Below are 17,118 nucleotides of genomic sequence, written 5' to 3'. Positions count from 1 at the left end.
GCGGCGGGTTACTGCGTGACCGTGAGGGTGTTCGTCACCGACACCAGGCTCACCGTGGCGGCCATTATGAACCCGCCGAGGTACGGGTTGTTCGTCACGCGGTAGAGCTTGCGCGACACCACGGCGGCCACCGCGAGAATCACGATCACCGGGAACAGCCAGATGCTGTAGATGCCGCCGAACCCGGGCACGAGCTCGCCGCTCGTGAAGAACACCGTGTACTGCACCACCACGAGCACGATGGGTGCGAGCGCGTTGAACAGCGCGAGCACGGCCGTGTTGATCCACTCGCGCCCACCGAGCGTGAAGCGGTTGAAGACGTTCACGGCGATCGAGTTGGCGAAGAAGTAGAGCAGGAAGAGCGGCAGCACGAGCAGGGCCAGCGGGACCTTGTCGGGCGTGAACCACTTGATCGCGATCACCCAGAGGCGGAAGTCGCTCGTGAAGAAGTAGTCGACCGCGGCCACGATGCCGAACGCGGCGACCACGGTGACGAGCCCGAGCAGGATCGCCTGGAAGAACTTCTTCCAGCCCGGCAGCATGCCGCCGGCCCGCAGATCGACCCCGGCCTTCCGGCCGATCACGAAGTACGAGACCAGCATGATCAGCAGGGCGGCGCCACCGTTGATGGCGGCCCAGAGGGCGATGAAGAACACCGCTCCCTGCGGGAACAGCGACGGAACAGAGTTGAACGCGAGGCCGGCGATCGTCTCGTTCTGCGACAGCGCGATGTACGTCGCGCCCGAGACCACGGCGGAGACGGCCATCGTGGCCCAGAACCAGACCAGTCCCTTCCGCGTCTGCGGGCGCGCGGGCTCGATCTCGGTGCGGCGCAGTCCGGCGAAGGCCCGGGTGAAGAGGAGCGCGCGTGCGAAGGCGACGAGGAAGATCCCGAAGCCCACGAGGCCGAGGGCGTTGAAGAACTCCTTCCACTGCCACACCTGGGTGCCCGCGTCGATCGGGTTCGGGGCGCCGAGGGTGTGGTCGAAGTACGCCACCACGTCGCTCACGGTCTGCTTCGAGAAGGGGCCCCACGGGTGCGTCTGGGCGGGGGTGTAGAGGATGCGCTCCGCCTCGGTGCCGTCGATGGTGTCGGTGTAGAACTCCCCGACGCCGCGATCCTCGGTGCCGCCCGCGGTGGGGTCGGCGCCGAAGTTGAGGAAGGACTGCGCGTTCGGGGTGCCCACGAAGTCGCGCGGTGCGGTCACGGCGACGCCGTTGGCGTCGTAGCTGCGGAAGAAGAACTCGTCGTACTGGTCGGCGACGAGCCCCACGTCGCGGCTGCCGTAGATGTTCGTGTACGCGCCGTCGTCGTCCTGGTAGAACGCCTCGTTGTCGACGAGGAGCACGGAGGAGATGAGCGGGGTCTCGGCGGCGTTGTCGGCGACGACGCTGTAGTTGGCCGCGCGTGCGCCGTTGGAGTGGCCGGTGACGCCGATCCGCTCGGTGTCGACGTAGGGCAGGTCGGCGACGAGCTTGACCGCGTCGTACATGCCGGTGCCGTTCACGGGGATGTCGACGTTGGCGAGGGGCTCGGAGTTGCCGTGGCCGTACAGGTCGACCGAGACCACGACGTAGCCGCGGCGGGCGAGCTCGACGTAGTTGGCGTCCTGCATCTCGCGGTTGTTCCACCAGCCGTGGCTCACGACGATGGCGGGCGCCTTGTTCTCGTCGGTCGCGGTGTCGGGCTTGAAGAGCAGTGCGCTCAGGGTCTCGCCGGAGGAGGTCTCCCACCGCATGTCCTTCACGGCCACGTGCCCACCGGCCGTCTGGACGAGAGATGAACCGAGTGCCGACAGCAGGCACAGTGCGAGTGCCACCGCCAACCAGATCGCGTTGCGACGCTGCGTCATGTGCTTCATTGCATTCCTTCGTTAGTGACTGGTCGCTAAATTAGCCGACCGCACGAACGCCGACGTCACCCTGACCCTTTTCTGCACATATGTTCACGGGGTGCCCGGCCGCCAGCCCACCCCATGAGCCCCCGAGGTCACCTGACTCAGGAAGATCCTGGCGGGCGTCAGTTGAGGAAGGTGCGGGCGGCGACCACGAGGGCGTCGATGCCGCGTTGGAGGGTCGGCTCGAGCACCGGTGCGTAGTGGGGAGAGTGGTTGCTGGGGATGTCCTGCAGCACGCGGCCGGCGGCAGCCGCCGTGGCGAAGGCAACGGGATCCGCTCCCCCGGTGAACCAGAACACCAGCGGCACTCCCGCGGCCGTGGACAGCACGCTCACGTCTTCGCTGCCCGAGATCGTGCCGTAGTCGATGACGGCAGCGGGGCCGAACGCGTCGACGAAGCGCCCCCGGAGCAGCTCGGTGGCGTCGACGTCGTTAACCGTCGCCGGAGCGCTCATGAGCAGGGTCACGTCGGGCTCCGTCGTCATTCCGGATGCCGCCGCCTCGGCGCGCACGATGCGTTCGACGGACGCGAGCACCCGTTCGCGGGTCGACGTCTCGACCGTGCGGATGTTGATGCCGAGCGAAGCATCCCCCGGGATGATGTTGCTCTTCGTCCCGGCCTGCAGGCTCCCGACGGTCACGACGGCCAGCTCACCCGGGGTGACCTCGCGGGAGACGATGCCCTGCAGCCGCACCACCGTGGATGCCGCAGCGAGCACCGGATCGATGGTCCTCTCAGGGCTCGACCCATGACCGCCCTGGCCGTGCATCACGACGGCCATGTCATCCGCCGCCGCCATCACCACCCCGGAGGTGAGCGACACGACGCCCGCGGGCAGCGGCCCGACATGCTGCCCGAGCACCACGTCGGGTCGTGGCACTCGGGTCAGGATCCCGTCGTCGACCATGGCCTTCGCGCCGGCGATGGATTCCTCGGCCGGCTGGAAGACCGCCACGACCGTGCCCGACCACCCGTCGCGGTGCGCAGCGAGCTGCTCCATCGCCCCGACCAACCAGGTCACATGCATGTCGTGACCGCACGCGTGCATGACCGGCGTCTCGACACCCTCCGCGTTCGTCGCGACCGCCGTGCTCGCGTACGCCAAACCGGTGAGCTCGCGCACCGGCAGGCCGTCCATGTCGGCGCGCAACCAGACGGTGGGGCCGGCTCCGTTCTCGAGCACGGCCGCGACGCCGGTGCCGCCGATCGCCTCGATGACCTGCAGGCCGAGTGCGCGCATCCGCTGGACCACGATGGCTGCCGTGCGGTGCTCTTGAAACGCCAGCTCAGGATGCGCGTGCAGGTACTGATACAGCTCGCTCAGCGTCGCCCCGGTCAGGTCATGCGGACCCGCGCCAGGCGACCTAAGGGGCACACCAGCATCACTATCGGCCATGGCCCAAACCTACTCGCCACCTTCTAGCCGATGAATCCCACGAAGCCGCCGACCGCCGTCAACCACTCCGCCCGCGAGCGTCGGCTCTCGCGATGACGGATCAGCGCACGGATCGACCCGAACGTAGGGGGAATGGCGAGAACCTCTGCGCCGAACCACAGAAGCAGGAACAGCGGATAAAGGTAGAGCAGACCCGCATAGCCGAAGGCGGGTGGCACCCACATCACGAGGAACAACGCGGCATACGCCAGTAGCACTCGCTTCAGCTCGCGCCGACGCCCCACATAGTCCGGTCGGGCTTCCGCTTGGTCACTCACAGCTGCGAGCCTAGATGCGAGAGCCCCTAGAGGTCTCGGCGGCGCTTCGCCGTCGAGAACCGCTGCTCACCGCGGGCTCCACCCGAGTTGCCTTCATGCAATTCCGGTTGCGCAGGAGCAACTCGAGTTGACCCCCCTGCGGCGCTTCTCGCACTCCCCCGCGCGACGGAGGTGGGTCCATCGGCTGCGGGATGTCCCCCGGGCAGCACCTCCGTAGCGTCGTTGAGGAGGGGATGAAGGCACCCCACGACGCTCAGGAGAGGGAACGATGACCACCAGCTCGATGCCCGCCCGCCCAGGAATGCCGCACCCCACGCCCGCCCGTGCGACCGCCGTCGGGGCGCTTCTCGCCGCGGGCGTGATGCTCGCCGGCTGCGCCACGCCCGCGAGCGAGGCGGAGCCGTCGAGCGCTCCGAGCGCCGCCGCGAGCGAGGTCTCGCCCGAGATCGCCGCCGCCGTCGACGCGGTCATCGACGCGGGCGCAGTGGCCGTGACGGCCGAGATCCGCAACGGCGACGAAGTCGTGTCCATCGCGCAGGGCACCGCCGACCTCGACGACGGCAGGCTGGCCGAGGTCGGCGATCCCGTGCGCATCGCGAGCATCTCGAAGTCCGTGCTCGCCGTTGTGGTGCTCCAGCTCGTGGAGGAGGGCGAGCTCGCCCTCGACACCACGGTGGAGCAGGTGCTGCCGGGCCTGCTCACCTCCGCGCCCGCGGACGTCACGGTCGAGCAGCTCCTCGCGCACACGAGCGGGCTCCCCGACTACATCGAGCAGCTCACGCCCGACGTCGATGCGGCGATCGCTGGCCGCGACCTCGTGTACGAGCCCGAGGAGCTCGTCGCGATCGCCCAGACCCAGCCCTGGGCCGCGGCACCGGGCACCACGTTCACCTACACGAACGCCGGGTACACCGTGCTCGGCCTCATGGCCGAGCAGGTCACCGGCGAGACGGTCGCCGACCTCATGACCGAGCGGGTGTTCGAGCCGGTGGGGATGGACTCCACGTTCGCCCCCTCCGACGCCGCGATGCCCGAGAACGCGCTGCGAGGCTACCTGGCCGTCGACGGCGAACCCGTCGATCTGACCGAGTACGAGCCGTCGTTCTGGTCGTTCGGCGCATCCCTCGTCTCGACCGTGGGCGACGTCGGCGCATTCAACGCTGCGCTGCAGGGCGGTGAGCTGCTCGAGGCCGAGACGCTCGAGCGGATGCGCACCCTCGGTGACTCCGGATACGGGCTCGGTGTGCTCGCCGGCGGAGACGCGTGCGGGGCGAACCCGCCGGAGCTCGTCTACGGTCAGCGCGGCAACGGCTTCGGGTACAACTCGATCACTCTCGCCTCGGCCGATGGCGAGCGCGTCGTGACGGTCGCCTACACGGGCGGATCGTTCGACCCGGCGACCGACCCGATCTTCCCCGTGGTCAACGAGATCCTCGTCGCCGGCCTGGCCTCGAGCTGCCCCTAAGCGGGCGCGCTCACTGGTCGGCGGGCGTCGCGGGCTCGGCGGGCTCCACTGGCCCGCCAGGCTCCGCGGGCTCGGCAGAAGCACGTTTCTCGGCCGTGTACTTCTTTCGAGCGCGGACGAGCTGCACGACGCCGAGAGCGACCCATCCGACAGTGAGCAGCCACCGCCAGGCAGGCACATCCGCTCCCCCGAAGAGGAGCGGAGAAGTCCCCACCGCGATCACGAAGTACGCGACGGCGATTGCGACGGTCGCCTTCCAGCTCGCTCCCCCCTGCTGAACAGCCATCTGATCCCCCAATCACGGCGACACTACGGGGTGGCCGAGGAGTTGTGGAGGGAATCAGCGAAGTTCGCGGAGAAATGCTGTGATGTCGGCCGCCACATGAGCGGCTCGGTCAAGCGACTTCATCTGCCACCGGAGTGTGCCACGGCAGAAAGGATCAGCTGGAAGCGAGATCCAGTTTCATCAAGACGTCGGCCCTCGCGTAGTAATCGTGCAGTCCAAGGCTGTCGATGCTCGTGCGCTCGAAACCGGCGGCCTCATAGAGGCGGATCGCGGGAGCGAGTTTCGAATTGGTACCAAGGAACAGGAGGTGGCCTCCGTGTTCGCGCGTCCACGTGATCGCTGCGTGTATGAGTTGCTTCCCCAGCCCTTGACCTCGGGCGGCCTCGTCGACCGTCATCTTCGCGAGTTCGTAGACGCCCGGAGAGGTGGCGAGTACGGCCACCACAGCCACGACCGTGCCGGCGGCATCGGCAGCGACCAGCACTTGGCCGCCGGGCGCGATGATGGATTCGCGCGGCCGACTGAGGATCCTCTCATCTTCCGGGGTGAGGGTGAAATGCTCGCTGATCCAGCGTCGGTTGAGCCGATCGAACGCTCGCACATCAGACGCATCGCTGAGGGGGCGGATAAGAGTCGGGCCAGTCATGCGGCTACTCTCCCCGACCCAACGCTCTTCAGCCACGGCCACCTGGGGACGCGTGGACCTTGCGCCCATGCACTGCGGAATCCCGATCTGCCGAACTATCCGATCCGAGGAGCGCCAATCGCTCTGCCGATTCTCCGGCGCATCCGAGCCATGTGCTGCGCTGTCACATTCTCCCGGGATGGGTAGGGCAGGCATGAGCGCAGGTGCGGCCACTTACGGAACGAGGACGGCGCGCCCCGGTACGCGGCCGGCCTCGAGGTCGGCGAAGGCCTCCAGTCCGTCTTCGAGCGAGTACGTCTTGGTCTCGACCGCGATCGAGCCCTGGCGGGCGAGGTCGAGCACCTGCCGCTGGTCGCTGCGGGTTCCGCCATAGGAGCGACGCACGTCGACACCCCACGGCAACGTCGACGTCTCGGAGTCGGCCGCATACGTGAAGTGCCCGCCCCCGAGTCCCACGAACCGCAGCGCTCCATCGGGCGCGATGATCTGCGTGGCGAGCGACACGGTCGGCTGCACCCCCACGAAGTCGAACACGGCATCAGCTCCGTAGCCGGCGGTGAGCTCGAGGATGCTCGCGGCAGCCTTGTCATCGCTCGCCACGACCTCATCGGCGCCGTGCTCGCGCGCGATCTCGAGCTTCTGCTCACTGGAGTCCACGGCGATGATGCGCACGCCGGTCGAGGCCTTGAGGATCTGCAGCCCCATGTGCCCGAGCCCGCCCACACCGATCACGACGGCCGTCGACCCCGGGGTGAGGCGGTGGCGCGCGCCGTTGACGGCGTGCATCGGGGTGAGTCCGGCATCCGCCAGCGGAGCCGCCTTCACGGGATCGAGCGCACCGAGCGGCTCGAGGTAGCGGGCCTTGACGGCGATGAACTCGGCCATGCCGCCATCCGGGCCGAGTCCGGGGCAGGGCGGCATGCCCGCGCGGCCGCCGGCGTTCACGCACACGTTGTCGCGCCCCTCGATGCACGGGCGGCACACGCCGCACGCCCAGACGAGGTAGACCAGCACGGCGTCATCCTTGGCGAAGCCCGTCACGTCATTGCCGAGAGCCTCCACCCAGCCCGAGGTCTCGTGCCCGAGGGTCATGTTCGGCACAGGCCACTCGGGGGCGTGCAGCACGTGGATGTCGGAGTGGCAGAGCCCGGCGCCGGCGACGCGCACGAGCACCTCGTCGGGTCCGATCTCGGGGATGGCGACGTCGCGCACCTCGATCGTTCCGGGAGCAGTCAGTTGAAGAGCACGCATGTCTTTTCCTCTCTCGAGCCGAGTCCTCGTCGATCGGCTACTCTCACGCTACCCCTGCTATCTGACATCTGTCAGATAAATGGATGCGGTCCTAGGCTGGTCAGATGGATCCGCGCCAGCTCAAGACCCGCGCCGCGCTAGTCGACGCGATCGTGACGCTGGCCGGCACCACGCCGCTCGACGCCATCACGGTGACGGCCCTCTCGGAAGCGGCGGGCATCACCCGCGACACCTTCTACCGCCACGCCCAGAGCCCCACCGACCTCCTCGCCTCGGTGCTGGCGGCCGACCTCGACGCGATCCTCGCTTCGAACTCCGACCTGCCCGTCGCCTCCCCGAACGGCGACAGCGTCTTTCGCCGGCCCACCGAGCAGGTCGTGGCGCACGTCGCCGCCCGCGCCCCGCTCTACCGCAGGGCGATGCAACCGCGCCTCGACGCCGACATCCGCAACCTCCTCGTGGACTACATGGCTGCAGGGCTGTCGGCACACCTCGAGGCGCACCCCGAGATCGCGCCGCTCATCGGCGGCGCGCCCCCAACGCCGGCCGGGCGACGGATGCTCGTGGCCTACGCCGCCGCCGGCACAGTGGGCGCCCTCGAGGAGTGGCTCGAAACAGGCGACCTCGCCGACCAGCACGCCGCAGTCGAAGGCATCCTGGCAGCCGCCCCGGAGTGGTGGCAGCTCCGCCCCACCGCCCTCGGCTAGTACTGCACCTCGACTAGCGGCGACGTCACCGGCACCGTTCGGATGTCTACTTCGTGGCGTTCGGATGATGCGTGTGCACCTTCTCGAGGTACACAACCTGCCCGGTCACGTAGAACCAGATGCGCGCATCACCCTGCCGCGTGGGCTTGTGCTGCCACCGCACGTGTTCTTCACGATCGCGGGTGACGATCCCCAGCTCGCCCTTCAGCGGGTAGTTCGTCGGCGTCATCTCCAGCGGAGTGCGCGTCAGGAAGTCCCAGAGGTCGACGAGCGCATTGCGATTCGTCGCTCGAAGATCGAGCCAGCCCTTCTCAGACTGGAGCGAGGCGAAGCGGATTTCGTACTCGCTCTTCTTCGTCGGCCGTTCGACCTTCGACTCCTTGCCGGCCATCAGGGGCGGGCGACGGAAATCTCGTCGTCGAGCCAATCGACGGGTGAGTTGCGCATCCCCGCGGCGAGCGCCGACGCGGTCTCGCGCCACGACGTCAACTCCGTCGCGATCAGATGAGCCTGTCCCGTGGCGAAGGATGCCCGTGCCGCATCGACGAGATCCCGAGCGCAGCGCTCGCGATCGTCCTGCCCCAGCGCCAGCATCCATGGATACGCGTTGGCCATACGTTCGGCGAGACTCCCTCGCTCATCGATGGCCACCGCGATCAACTGCGCTGCGAACTGAAGCAACTGCTCGCGCGCGTCGGCGTCGCGCTGAGACATCAGAACAAGATTCTCGCCGTCGCGCCGGGTCACGCCGACTGGACCCTCCTCCGCCGCCGCGAAGACACGAGGGGCATTGCGGCTGAGGTCAGATGACGGGAAAACGAGCATGGCGTCATCATACTTCAGAACACATTCTGAAGTACCGTGCGCAAGCAGCAAGTCCACCACCGCCCTTTCAGTAGTCTAGATTTCCTCAGTTTATAGTAAGCGGGGGCAACCCGGCCCTATGCTGATCGACTGCTCGATCGCGAATTCGGAGGTGGAGTCATGCAGACCATCGTCACCGCGGAATACGGCTCACGCGCCATCGGCGCCGCTACAGAAGACTCCGACCACGACCTCATGAGCGTCTTCGTCGAAGCCCCCGAGTACGTCCTCGGCATCGAGACCATCGACACCACTGCATCCTCTACCGCACCCGCCGGCGGCCGTTCCACCTGCGAAGACACCGACACCACGCGATACCCGCTGCGGAAATGGGCCCAGCTCGCGGCCGTCGGCAACCCCACCGTGCTGTCCCTGCTGTACCTCGAGCCCATTGAGAGCACCGAGCACTGGGAGCTCTTGAGAGGCATTCGGGATGCGTTCATCTCGCGGGAGGCCGGGCGACGATTTCGGGGCTACTCGTTGGGACAGCGGCAGGCGATTGAGGGCGCGCGCAACAAGCGCACCAACAGGCCCGAGCTCATCCACCAGCACGGATACGACACCAAGTTCGCGTATCACATGGTCCGCACCGCGATGCAGGGCATTGAACTCATGACCACCGGCGCACTGCGCCACCCCATGGCGCCCAACGACCTCGAGATCCTCCGCTCCATTCGCACCGGATCCATCACGAAAGACTCCGTTCTCGACCTAGCTTCGGAGCTCGACAACGACCTCGCGCTCGCCATCGAGCGCACCGAGGCCAACGACCAGCCAGACCGGAGACTCATCAATGACACCCTCCACCGCATCTACCTCGACTCGTGGGGCTCCCCATGAACCCCGCGGTCATCGTGGACGTCGACGGCACCCTCGCCGACGTGTCCGGCATCCGCCATTACGTCCTCGACGACCCACACAAGAAGCTGTTCGCCAAGTTCCACGGGGCATCGGCACTCGTGCCCCCGATCGCCGAGGTCGCTGCCGTCACTCGAGCGCTTCACGCGGCCGGCCTCACGATCATCGTCCTCACCTCCCGCCGCGAGCAGTGGCGGCACGTCACCCGTCGCTGGCTCGCGAAGTGGCAGATTCCCTTCCACGCGCTCGGCATGCGCGCCGACCACGACAACCGCCGCGACGACGACGTGAAGCGCGACCTCCTCATCCGAATGCGACACCTGTACGACGTCGACCCCGTCCTCGCGATCGACGACAACCCCACCGTCATCGCCCTCTGGCGCTCCCTCGACATCCCCACCGTGCGCGTCCCCGGCTGGGACGAGCAGCTGCCCACCGCGACTGATTGAAAGATCACCGCTGTGCACCAAAGCCGTGACCATCTCCAGCAGCGCGCGCTCGCGCTACTCCGCGACTGCTTCCACTACCGCCCGAGGTCTCACCGAACCCCATGGTGCGGCCCCTCCGCGAAGGCGTCCATTTCCGCCGATCACGACAAGCCCGGGAAAATCGGCAACTAGCCTCTTGTTTACCTCCGCGGCCGGTGCGGGCATGCGACTCCCTAGAGTCGATCAGCTCGCGTTCGCGACGGAGTAGGCACTGACATCGGCGCTCTCTTCAGCGCCGCGAACCACCCGCGACCTCAGTCGTCGCTGAGGCACGACCCGAGGTCGACGCCAGCCTCTAGAAGCGCTGTGACCTTCTCCTGACGCGTCTCCGGAACGGTCAGGCCGTTCTCTCGGAGACAGGCGTCAAGAAGTGCCCCATCAGCGCGTTCGTCCTGGTGGGCGATCTGCCACGATTCGTCCACTCCTTGAAACTCTGTCTGGTAGCACCGAGCGTCGGTTCCATCGTCACTCGCCTCCGCGAGAACGCGAGTTTCGATGATCGTGCCGTCACCATTCAGCACCTCGACCGTGTAGCCGCTTTCAGCCATGCACGCTTGATATCGGGCGAAGCCTGCTCGGTACTCGGCGCGATCGACAACTCCATCAGCCAGCGCCTCTGTCTGTTCTGAGGATTGGGGGAACACCGGAGCTGACGCCTCTCCTGCGACCGCGATGGAGTTCGCGCATCCGGATAGCCCGGCGGAGACGATACCAAGTGCGCACAATGCGCCGATCAGTCGATTAGTGATTCGCATCTGTTCTTCTCCCTCTTAGGTAGTGAACGGCCAGCCGCCGGAGTAGATGAAGGCCTTGTATCCACAGTCATGGAGAGCTCCGAGGACAGTTCCGCCGGGGTGGCGAGTCACGATTCCTGCTGCCGATTGCCATTCGGACAGGTAGGCCGGGCTTCCCGGGTATGCCTGGTACCTGACCCGAACCTTTGCCGTCCCGCAACCGAGCTTCGGGTTCGAGTTCGTGGGAGCGGCGGTCTGCCCGCCTATCGTTTGGGAACTCTTGCCGACGACACTGAGGCCCTGGGCGCAGTTCTTGTAGCTCGTCCCGGTAGCGGTCGCCGTTGTGCTCCCAACGATCTGAATGCCGACGACCAGCGCGAGAGCGCAACTCAGCGCCGCGAACCGCCGTAAGTGATGGTGTTCCAGCCTGTTCATCGCGCTCCTTTGCTCGACGGCTCTTCCTCACTGCGAGGGTATGGCTGTCAGCTCAGGTCTGTATTGAGTAATTGACACCTAATTCCCGTGGGTGATTCGCGTTCGTGGAAGCGCTTGGCGGCCCGGAGCGACTCTCTTCCTGCGCTCCTCACCAGCACACTGGGGCCGGCCCTCACATCGCTCCTCGACGCGGCTGTCAGCGATCTCAGTCACCGCGCCCCCTCCCCCGGCGGCTCGCCGAACCCGATGGTGCGCCTCCTCCTCCACGGCCTCCGCCTTCGCTGAGTACCGCCGGACACAGCCCCTCAGTGCCAGACTGGCAGACGAATCGGCGGTCTCGTTCGAGGGGGCTCGAACAGCTTCGGCCGACCGACCCGTGGACAACAACGGAGGGGACTCACCGATGAGGATCATCGACCTGTCGATCACGCTCGACAACGACACGATCGCCGATCCGCCCTTCATGCGGCCATCGATCGACTACACCTCGCATGCCGAATCGGAGGAGCAGCTCGAGTCTCTGTTTCCCGGGCTCGCCATCGGCGATCTGCGCGGTGGCACCGGGTGGGCGGTCGAGAAGGTCACGCTGTCGACCCACAACGGCACCCACGTCGACTCCCCGTGGCACTACCACCCCACGATGAATGGCGGAGAACGCGCCTGGGGCATCGACGAGGTGCCGCTGCACTGGTTCTTCCGCCCGGGTGTCAAGCTCGATCTCCGGCACCTTCCCGACGGCTACGTGGTGCAGCCCGCCGACATCGATGCCGAACTCTCGCGCATCGGTCACGTGCTCCAGCCCTACGACATCGTCGTGGCCAACACCTCGGCGGGTTCGCGGCTGGGGTCCGCCGACTACGTCGACGCCGGATGCGGGTTCGGGCGCGCCGCGACCGAGCACCTCATCGCCGCGGGGGTGCGGGTGGTCGGCACCGACGGCTGGAGCTGGGACGCGCCGTTCTCGGCGACCGCCCGCCGATTCGCCGAGTCGGGTGACGCGAGCATCATCTGGGAGGCGCACAAAGCGGGGATGGATGCGGCGTACTGCCAGATCGAGAAGCTCACGGCTCTCGATTCCCTGCCGGCGTTCGGCTTCACCATCGCCTGCTTCCCCGCGAAGGTGAAGGGGGCCTCCGGAGGCTGGACCCGGGCGGTCGCGATTCTGGACGACTGACGCTGCGGCCCGGAGCTTCATTGCGAGCAGAGCCGCCTAGGAGGCCTGCCGGAACGCGAACCGGTCTGCGGGCGAGTGAACGTACAAGTCGTCGCATCGATAGCCGCGCAGCCACTGCTGGCCCTCGACAACCCGCAAGTAGCAGCCCTTCGGATATTCGTCGTCGTCGCTCAGTGGCACTGAGGCAACCACCAGCGCACCCTCCGGGGATTGCCCCGCGGACAACACCGAGTTGGACGAGTGTGCCTGCGCCGCCCACGTCAACCGCAGATACGGGCCGGTATCCGGCGGGCACAGCGAGAGTCCCTGATCCACCGAAGCGGAGAAGATCTCCGGCAATGTCGCGCCGCCTGCGAATCCGAGGTCCGCAACCATCCGCTCAACCACGCGGATCGGCTCTCCGCTTCGCTGGTCAAAGACCGGGTGAGCGAGGAGCGTCTCAGCGTGAGCATTCAGCAACACGCCACGGGACTGCAAGGCCGCGAGCAACTGACGGCGAGACATTCCTCCAACTTCAAGCTCAACCAACTCAAGCCGACGTCCGCCGGCCAGAGATTCGGGCGCATCGGACAGCTCATCACTCACCAACCAAACCTATGTCGCAGTGCTACTCCCCACCTGCGAACTGGGCCAGATCAGAGCGACACCCCGTGGGCCAACTCAGCTTGACTAAGGCACGGTGTAGAGCCACGACCAGTCGTTCACCAGCCGGCGCGTGATAGATCAGCGGAGCCGTGCCCCCGAACAGCGAGTTCGCGACGGCATAGCCGAAGCCGACGCCGAGCGCCCGGATGTGGGCGGGGAACACCTCCGTCTTGGCGATGCCATTCACCGACAGGTAGCACGTCAGAACCGCGAACGCGAGAACGAGGATGCCCAGCACCGCCGGTGGCGACGTCACCTGAGCGGCCACGGTCACCAGCACACCGGCGCCCACGAAGCCCAGTGCCCCGAAGGCGATGAGCAGGGGCTTGCGGCCGATCCGGTCGCTCATTGCTCCGCCGAGCGGCTGCATCAGCATCAGCGCAACAAGTGCGGCGAGCACGAGTCCGGTCGCGGCGAGCTCGCCCGACGTGCCGTCTGCTCCGCGGAACGTCTCGCGAGGAAGGGAACGGTCACCGTCGCGGTGTAGAACGCGGCGCTTCCGCCGGCGGTCAGCAGGATCACCCACACGAGCGGGCGCCAATGGTCGCGAAACAACGCCTTCATCGTCGAAGCCTGGTCTGAGCTCCCTGGCTTCGGCGAGAAGGAGACGGCGGCGGCGCCGGATGACGCGGCGGCAAATGAGGCGGTGCGGGACCCGGATGCGCCGCGCTTGAATCCGCGCGCCCACCACAGCGATGCGAGGCCGGCCACCCCGGCGGTTAGCTTTCACAAACGAAGGACCTAGCCTCCGCGAGTGTTCAGATCATGACACCGGTGCCTCACCGCTTAACGGGGAGCGGATCACGCGAATGTGCAATCCTGAGACGGCGCGATTTCCACGCAAACTGGGGGGACCAGGAAATGACATTCGATTTCACCACAACATCTCTTTGGCAACGCACCCTCGGTGAGCAGACTGGGGACGACCCTGATCGCGAAGCACGAGAGAAGTTACGAGCGTCATATCTTCAGATGCGCGAAGCCGTAGAGCCGTTGGCCAACGAAATCTCGCAATCGATGCCCAGCTTTACAGTTCACTCAATCGACCACTGCGATGCTTTGTGGCAAATGGGATCTCTCCTCATGCCTTCGAGCTTTGACCTGAATCCGGCTGAAGCTTATGTTCTCGGCGCCTCTTTCCTCATCCATGATCTCGGTATGGGTCTTTCTGCGTACGAGCACGGTGAAGTAGAGCTCCGCGAGGATCCGCTATTCAAAGACCTTGTGGCTCAAGCTGTCAACCGACACACTACGCGGGCCGGTTTACCTCCCACGAAGGACGAACTGACCGAACTCGAGACACGCGCCATCGTCACCGTTCTCCGTCGGCGTCACGCGAAGCAGGCAGAGCGCCTTGTCGCGCGCAGCTTCAAGACGACACACAGTGACTCGTTGTACTTGATCGAAAAGACCGACCTTCGCCACGCCTGGGGATCGCTCATCGGGAAGATCGCACACAGCCATTGGATCGATGTGGACGACCTCGCCTCTGAACTCAGCCAGGTAAAGGGTTCTCCCAGCGGGTATCCGGTGGCATGGGAGGTTGACCCTCTGAAGATCGCATGTGCCTTAAGGCTCGCCGATGCGTGTCACGTTGACGGGGATAGGGCTCCCACCTATCTGAGCGCAGTGCGACCCGTCGATGGAGATTCCGCGGACCACTGGTACTTCCAGGAGCGGCTTAATCAACCGCGCCTTGAACAGGGTCGCGTGGTTTACACAGCAAACGTCGACTTCGACGCGGAACATGCGCAACAGTGGTGGTTGGCGTATGAAACGTCAAGGATGATCAGCACTGAACTCCAGCGCGTGGATGCGCTTTGTCAGGACCTCAATCGTCCAAGGTTCGCCGCTCAATCTGTCGCAGGTGCTGACTCGCCCGAACGATTTCGCTCATACGTTGGGGTCGACGGCTGGACACCAGTTGACGCCGGACTGAAAGTATCGTCTGTCGAGGACCTGGCAGCTTCTCTCGGAGGCAAGAACTTGTACGGCGATCAGCCTCGCGTCCCAATCCGCGAGTTGATTGCCAATGCAGCAGATGCTCTGCGAGCGCGAATTGCTCAGTACAGCGTGACATCTGACGCAACTATCTACGTTTCGGTAGATGAACAGAAGGACGGGAGATGGTGGCTGACCGTAGAAGATCACGGAATCGGGATGAGCGCGGACCGAATACTCTCTTCGCTCACTGACTTTGGCCGCTCCGGGTGGACATCCGAAGATGTCCTTGACGACTATCCCGGGTTAGTCTCAAAGGGCTACCAGTCCATTGGGCGCTTCGGAGTCGGTTTCTATTCAGCCTTCATGGTCGCAGATCTTGTGGAAGTTCGAACCCTGAAGTACCGCGGAGCATCACGTGAGACGAGCGTATTAATCTTCCCCGCGGGCCTATCGCGTCGACCTCTCTTACGTGCTGCACATGAACGAGAGGAGATTCACGTCGGAGGCACGGTGGTCCGCCTCCGATTGAAAGAGCAACCGTTGTCACGCAACGGCCTGCTACAAGCTGAAGAGGTCGATGGTTCCATTTCAGAGATGTTCGTGACGGTGCTGAAGTCGATGTGCGCGCTTCTTGAGTTCAGTGTCGAATTTCGAGGCCCCGGTGACACCGATTTCACATCGGTGGTGAGAGGCGGCGACTGGAAAGTCTCTTCTCCGCAAAGCTTGTTCGAGACGGCATACGCCCACGAACTCCGACCTGCTAGCAACTCATCGATAGGTTGGGCGTACCTGTCCACCGTATTCGCGCAGAACGCAAGAGATCTCTCTGACGGCAACGGTGACATCGTGGGTCGGGCTAGTTTGTCATTTTCAGATGACCTCGAACGAGTCCCATGGTGGACTAGTCACTACGCGCGTGTTTACATCGGAGGGCTTGAGGCGGGCCACATATTCGGGGTACTCGGGGTCTTTGTTGGTGAACCACTTCGCGCCGATCGTTTACGGGGTTTTCCATCAGCGAGCCAAGACGAGCTGCGACGATGGGCATCAGAGCAGGCGCAATTCCAGCCAGCGGGCAACGCACACGGAACCCGCGCGCAGCAGGCGTTGAGCCTAGCCCGAGGGCTCGGTGCGACACTCGAGGACCATCCCGTCGCGTACGTCGCGGAGGGCCATCTGACGCCCCGGACATTGGGACAGTGGCTCGAATCTATAGATCGCGTTGTGATCGTGCCCTCCTACGAACTGGATTCGTATGTTTCGGACACCGGCCTTAAACTGCTTGATCGCGAGCATGGGCATGAGGTGAGACTTCCCGAGAACGCGATATATGGCCACATCGTGACCGATTGGATCTTTCCCGAAGAGGTACACGAGTACCCTCGGGATGACCGATTCAAGCCATACGGGGATCTCGAATCCGGGACGTTCAATGCGAGGTACTGGTGGCACACTCGCGCTGCCCTGGGCTTCCCGGCAGCATTACTGGACGGAATTGTCACGTCGTGGGGAATGACCACCGACGAAGTCGCGGACGCAACTTCTGAACATCGGTTGTCGCATAAGGAAGATACTCGACTTGAGCTTCCCACCTCCTCTGATCAATCTGCTCGCGTAGACGCGATTGAAGTGGTGCGCAAGCGGCCATAGTGCCGTGAAGTCGTTACTTGAACATAGAGGTGGCCAGTCTCGGCAGGCCGGAGGTTCTGTCGAGAACATGCAATGCACTACGCCCATGGGAAGCTGCCGAGAAGACGCAGCTATTGCAGGCACAACAGGCTCCGGTGAGCGTCATAAATTAGGGGGCGCTCACTTGTCATAACGGCTGACCCCCAAAACGCGTACTCTCCGCGCGTCAGTGATCCAGAAAGGCACTCTTGCTGCGTATCCAATCTGGTGAAAACGCCCTGATCACCGGACATCTTTCAGTCAGACCACTCGACCCGCCTGGAGTTGCGGCTGGTCAAATTCACCTCACCGAGCGGCCCGGGTGGTGGGTTCGGCGACGC

The 17,118-nt window shown here is 65.2% G+C and carries 18 protein-coding genes; 6 read left to right on the top strand and 12 right to left on the bottom strand.

All coding sequences use genetic code 11. The features are described from left to right. Positions 1 to 8: 8 nt before the first annotated feature. The 3 genes from ACEXQC_RS13060 to ACEXQC_RS13050 all read right to left on the bottom strand — a co-directional run bounded on the left by ACEXQC_RS13060 (position 9) and on the right by ACEXQC_RS13050 (position 3,612). On the bottom strand, positions 9 to 1,853 hold the full coding sequence (locus ACEXQC_RS13060) for an alpha/beta hydrolase family protein (protein ID WP_374822889.1): 1,845 nt from the start codon (positions 1,851 to 1,853) through the stop codon (positions 9 to 11). Between the two features lie 167 nt (positions 1,854 to 2,020). Continuing rightward, complete coding sequence (locus tag ACEXQC_RS13055; RefSeq protein WP_374823650.1) at positions 2,021 to 3,238, bottom strand: amidohydrolase; 1,218 nt, start codon at positions 3,236 to 3,238, stop codon at positions 2,021 to 2,023. A gap of 80 nt (positions 3,239 to 3,318) precedes the next feature. Next, the gene (locus ACEXQC_RS13050; RefSeq protein ID WP_374822886.1) at positions 3,319 to 3,612 is read right to left on the bottom strand and encodes a hypothetical protein; all 294 of its coding nucleotides are present in this window, start codon (positions 3,610 to 3,612) and stop codon (positions 3,319 to 3,321) included. A gap of 268 nt (positions 3,613 to 3,880) precedes the next feature. Between ACEXQC_RS13050 and ACEXQC_RS13045 the strand changes: the two genes are divergently transcribed. Further along, entirely contained in the window at positions 3,881 to 5,077 is a 1,197-nt protein-coding gene (locus tag ACEXQC_RS13045) for a serine hydrolase domain-containing protein (protein WP_374822884.1), read from the top strand. Positions 5,078 to 5,087: 10 nt separating this feature from the next. On the opposite strand, the gene ACEXQC_RS13040 is transcribed toward ACEXQC_RS13045, so the two are convergent. The 3 genes from ACEXQC_RS13040 to ACEXQC_RS13030 all read right to left on the bottom strand — a co-directional run bounded on the left by ACEXQC_RS13040 (position 5,088) and on the right by ACEXQC_RS13030 (position 7,260). Continuing rightward, positions 5,088 to 5,363 (bottom strand): hypothetical protein, encoded by a 276-nt coding sequence (locus tag ACEXQC_RS13040; protein WP_374822881.1) that lies wholly within the window; start codon positions 5,361 to 5,363, stop codon positions 5,088 to 5,090. A gap of 154 nt (positions 5,364 to 5,517) precedes the next feature. Next, a complete protein-coding gene (locus ACEXQC_RS13035; RefSeq protein WP_374822878.1) occupies positions 5,518 to 6,009 on the bottom strand; it encodes a GNAT family N-acetyltransferase in 492 nt (163 codons plus the stop codon). Positions 6,010 to 6,222: 213 nt separating this feature from the next. Further along, the gene (locus tag ACEXQC_RS13030) at positions 6,223 to 7,260 is read right to left on the bottom strand and encodes an NAD(P)-dependent alcohol dehydrogenase (protein ID WP_374822876.1); all 1,038 of its coding nucleotides are present in this window, start codon (positions 7,258 to 7,260) and stop codon (positions 6,223 to 6,225) included. Positions 7,261 to 7,364: 104 nt separating this feature from the next. On the opposite strand from ACEXQC_RS13030, the gene ACEXQC_RS13025 reads away from it, so the two are divergent. Continuing rightward, complete coding sequence (locus ACEXQC_RS13025) at positions 7,365 to 7,967, top strand: TetR/AcrR family transcriptional regulator (RefSeq protein WP_374822873.1); 603 nt, start codon at positions 7,365 to 7,367, stop codon at positions 7,965 to 7,967. 46 nt (positions 7,968 to 8,013) lie between these two features. Here ACEXQC_RS13025 and ACEXQC_RS13020 read toward each other — a convergent pair whose 3' ends face one another. Then, complete coding sequence (locus ACEXQC_RS13020) at positions 8,014 to 8,358, bottom strand: hypothetical protein (protein ID WP_374822870.1); 345 nt, start codon at positions 8,356 to 8,358, stop codon at positions 8,014 to 8,016. Then, positions 8,358 to 8,792: a prevent-host-death protein gene (locus ACEXQC_RS13015; RefSeq protein WP_374822867.1), complete on the bottom strand. Its 435-nt coding sequence runs from the start codon at positions 8,790 to 8,792 to the stop codon at positions 8,358 to 8,360. The genes ACEXQC_RS13020 and ACEXQC_RS13015 overlap by 1 nt, the downstream gene beginning before the upstream one ends. A 159-nt stretch (positions 8,793 to 8,951) precedes the next feature. Here ACEXQC_RS13015 and ACEXQC_RS13010 point away from each other — a divergent pair, with 159 nt between their 5' ends. Together ACEXQC_RS13010 and ACEXQC_RS13005 are read left to right on the top strand one after the other, a co-directional pair. Beyond that, positions 8,952 to 9,671, top strand: coding sequence for a DNA polymerase beta superfamily protein (locus ACEXQC_RS13010; protein ID WP_374822864.1), 720 nt, complete (start codon positions 8,952 to 8,954; stop codon positions 9,669 to 9,671). Then, positions 9,668 to 10,138, top strand: a complete 471-nt coding sequence (locus ACEXQC_RS13005) for a phosphatase domain-containing protein (protein WP_374822861.1) — start codon at positions 9,668 to 9,670, stop codon at positions 10,136 to 10,138. Before ACEXQC_RS13010 ends, ACEXQC_RS13005 begins: the two co-directional genes overlap by 4 nt. Before the next feature lie 293 nt (positions 10,139 to 10,431). Here ACEXQC_RS13005 and ACEXQC_RS13000 read toward each other — a convergent pair whose 3' ends face one another. Beyond that, entirely contained in the window at positions 10,432 to 10,725 is a 294-nt protein-coding gene (locus tag ACEXQC_RS13000; protein WP_374822858.1) for a hypothetical protein, read from the bottom strand. A 1,024-nt stretch (positions 10,726 to 11,749) separates the two neighbouring features. On the opposite strand from ACEXQC_RS13000, the gene ACEXQC_RS12995 reads away from it, so the two are divergent. Further along, on the top strand, positions 11,750 to 12,520 hold the full coding sequence (locus ACEXQC_RS12995) for a cyclase family protein (protein WP_374822855.1): 771 nt from the start codon (positions 11,750 to 11,752) through the stop codon (positions 12,518 to 12,520). A 36-nt stretch (positions 12,521 to 12,556) separates the two neighbouring features. Here ACEXQC_RS12995 and ACEXQC_RS12990 read toward each other — a convergent pair whose 3' ends face one another. Genes ACEXQC_RS12990 through ACEXQC_RS12980 form a run of 3 tightly spaced genes read right to left on the bottom strand, consistent with a single transcriptional unit; the run spans position 12,557 to position 13,876 of the window. Further along, complete coding sequence (locus tag ACEXQC_RS12990; protein ID WP_374822852.1) at positions 12,557 to 13,105, bottom strand: hypothetical protein; 549 nt, start codon at positions 13,103 to 13,105, stop codon at positions 12,557 to 12,559. Positions 13,106 to 13,127: 22 nt separating this feature from the next. Beyond that, a complete protein-coding gene (locus tag ACEXQC_RS12985; protein WP_374822849.1) occupies positions 13,128 to 13,565 on the bottom strand; it encodes an MFS transporter in 438 nt (145 codons plus the stop codon). Next, positions 13,541 to 13,876: a hypothetical protein gene (locus tag ACEXQC_RS12980; protein WP_374822846.1), complete on the bottom strand. Its 336-nt coding sequence runs from the start codon at positions 13,874 to 13,876 to the stop codon at positions 13,541 to 13,543. The genes ACEXQC_RS12985 and ACEXQC_RS12980 overlap by 25 nt, the downstream gene beginning before the upstream one ends. A 150-nt stretch (positions 13,877 to 14,026) precedes the next feature. On the opposite strand from ACEXQC_RS12980, the gene ACEXQC_RS12975 reads away from it, so the two are divergent. Beyond that, a complete protein-coding gene (locus ACEXQC_RS12975) occupies positions 14,027 to 16,759 on the top strand; it encodes an HD domain-containing protein (RefSeq protein WP_374822843.1) in 2,733 nt (910 codons plus the stop codon). Positions 16,760 to 17,118: the final 359 nt, after the last annotated feature.

This window comes from Herbiconiux liukaitaii (genome assembly GCF_041927495.1).
GTDB lineage: Bacteria > Actinomycetota > Actinomycetes > Actinomycetales > Microbacteriaceae > Herbiconiux > Herbiconiux liukaitaii.
The sequence above is the reverse complement of the archived record's forward strand: the minus strand, read 5'-3'. Positions and strand labels throughout refer to the sequence as shown.

Bases quoted from the DNA above. Each gene is read 5' to 3' on its own strand.
- ACEXQC_RS13060 (WP_374822889.1), bottom strand. From the start codon at position 1,853: ATGACGCAGCGTCGCAACGCGATCTGGTTGGCGGTGGCACTCGCACTG.
- ACEXQC_RS13045 (WP_374822884.1), top strand. From the start codon at position 3,881: ATGACCACCAGCTCGATGCCCGCCCGCCCAGGAATGCCGCACCCCACG.
- ACEXQC_RS13040 (WP_374822881.1), bottom strand. From the start codon at position 5,363: ATGGCTGTTCAGCAGGGGGGAGCGAGCTGGAAGGCGACCGTCGCAATC.
- ACEXQC_RS13035 (WP_374822878.1), bottom strand. From the start codon at position 6,009: ATGACTGGCCCGACTCTTATCCGCCCCCTCAGCGATGCGTCTGATGTG.
- ACEXQC_RS13030 (WP_374822876.1), bottom strand. From the start codon at position 7,260: ATGCGTGCTCTTCAACTGACTGCTCCCGGAACGATCGAGGTGCGCGAC.
- ACEXQC_RS13025 (WP_374822873.1), top strand. From the start codon at position 7,365: ATGGATCCGCGCCAGCTCAAGACCCGCGCCGCGCTAGTCGACGCGATC.
- ACEXQC_RS13020 (WP_374822870.1), bottom strand. From the start codon at position 8,358: ATGGCCGGCAAGGAGTCGAAGGTCGAACGGCCGACGAAGAAGAGCGAG.
- ACEXQC_RS13015 (WP_374822867.1), bottom strand. From the start codon at position 8,792: ATGCTCGTTTTCCCGTCATCTGACCTCAGCCGCAATGCCCCTCGTGTC.
- ACEXQC_RS13010 (WP_374822864.1), top strand. From the start codon at position 8,952: ATGCAGACCATCGTCACCGCGGAATACGGCTCACGCGCCATCGGCGCC.
- ACEXQC_RS13005 (WP_374822861.1), top strand. From the start codon at position 9,668: ATGAACCCCGCGGTCATCGTGGACGTCGACGGCACCCTCGCCGACGTG.
- ACEXQC_RS13000 (WP_374822858.1), bottom strand. From the start codon at position 10,725: ATGGCTGAAAGCGGCTACACGGTCGAGGTGCTGAATGGTGACGGCACG.
- ACEXQC_RS12995 (WP_374822855.1), top strand. From the start codon at position 11,750: ATGAGGATCATCGACCTGTCGATCACGCTCGACAACGACACGATCGCC.
- ACEXQC_RS12975 (WP_374822843.1), top strand. From the start codon at position 14,027: ATGACATTCGATTTCACCACAACATCTCTTTGGCAACGCACCCTCGGT.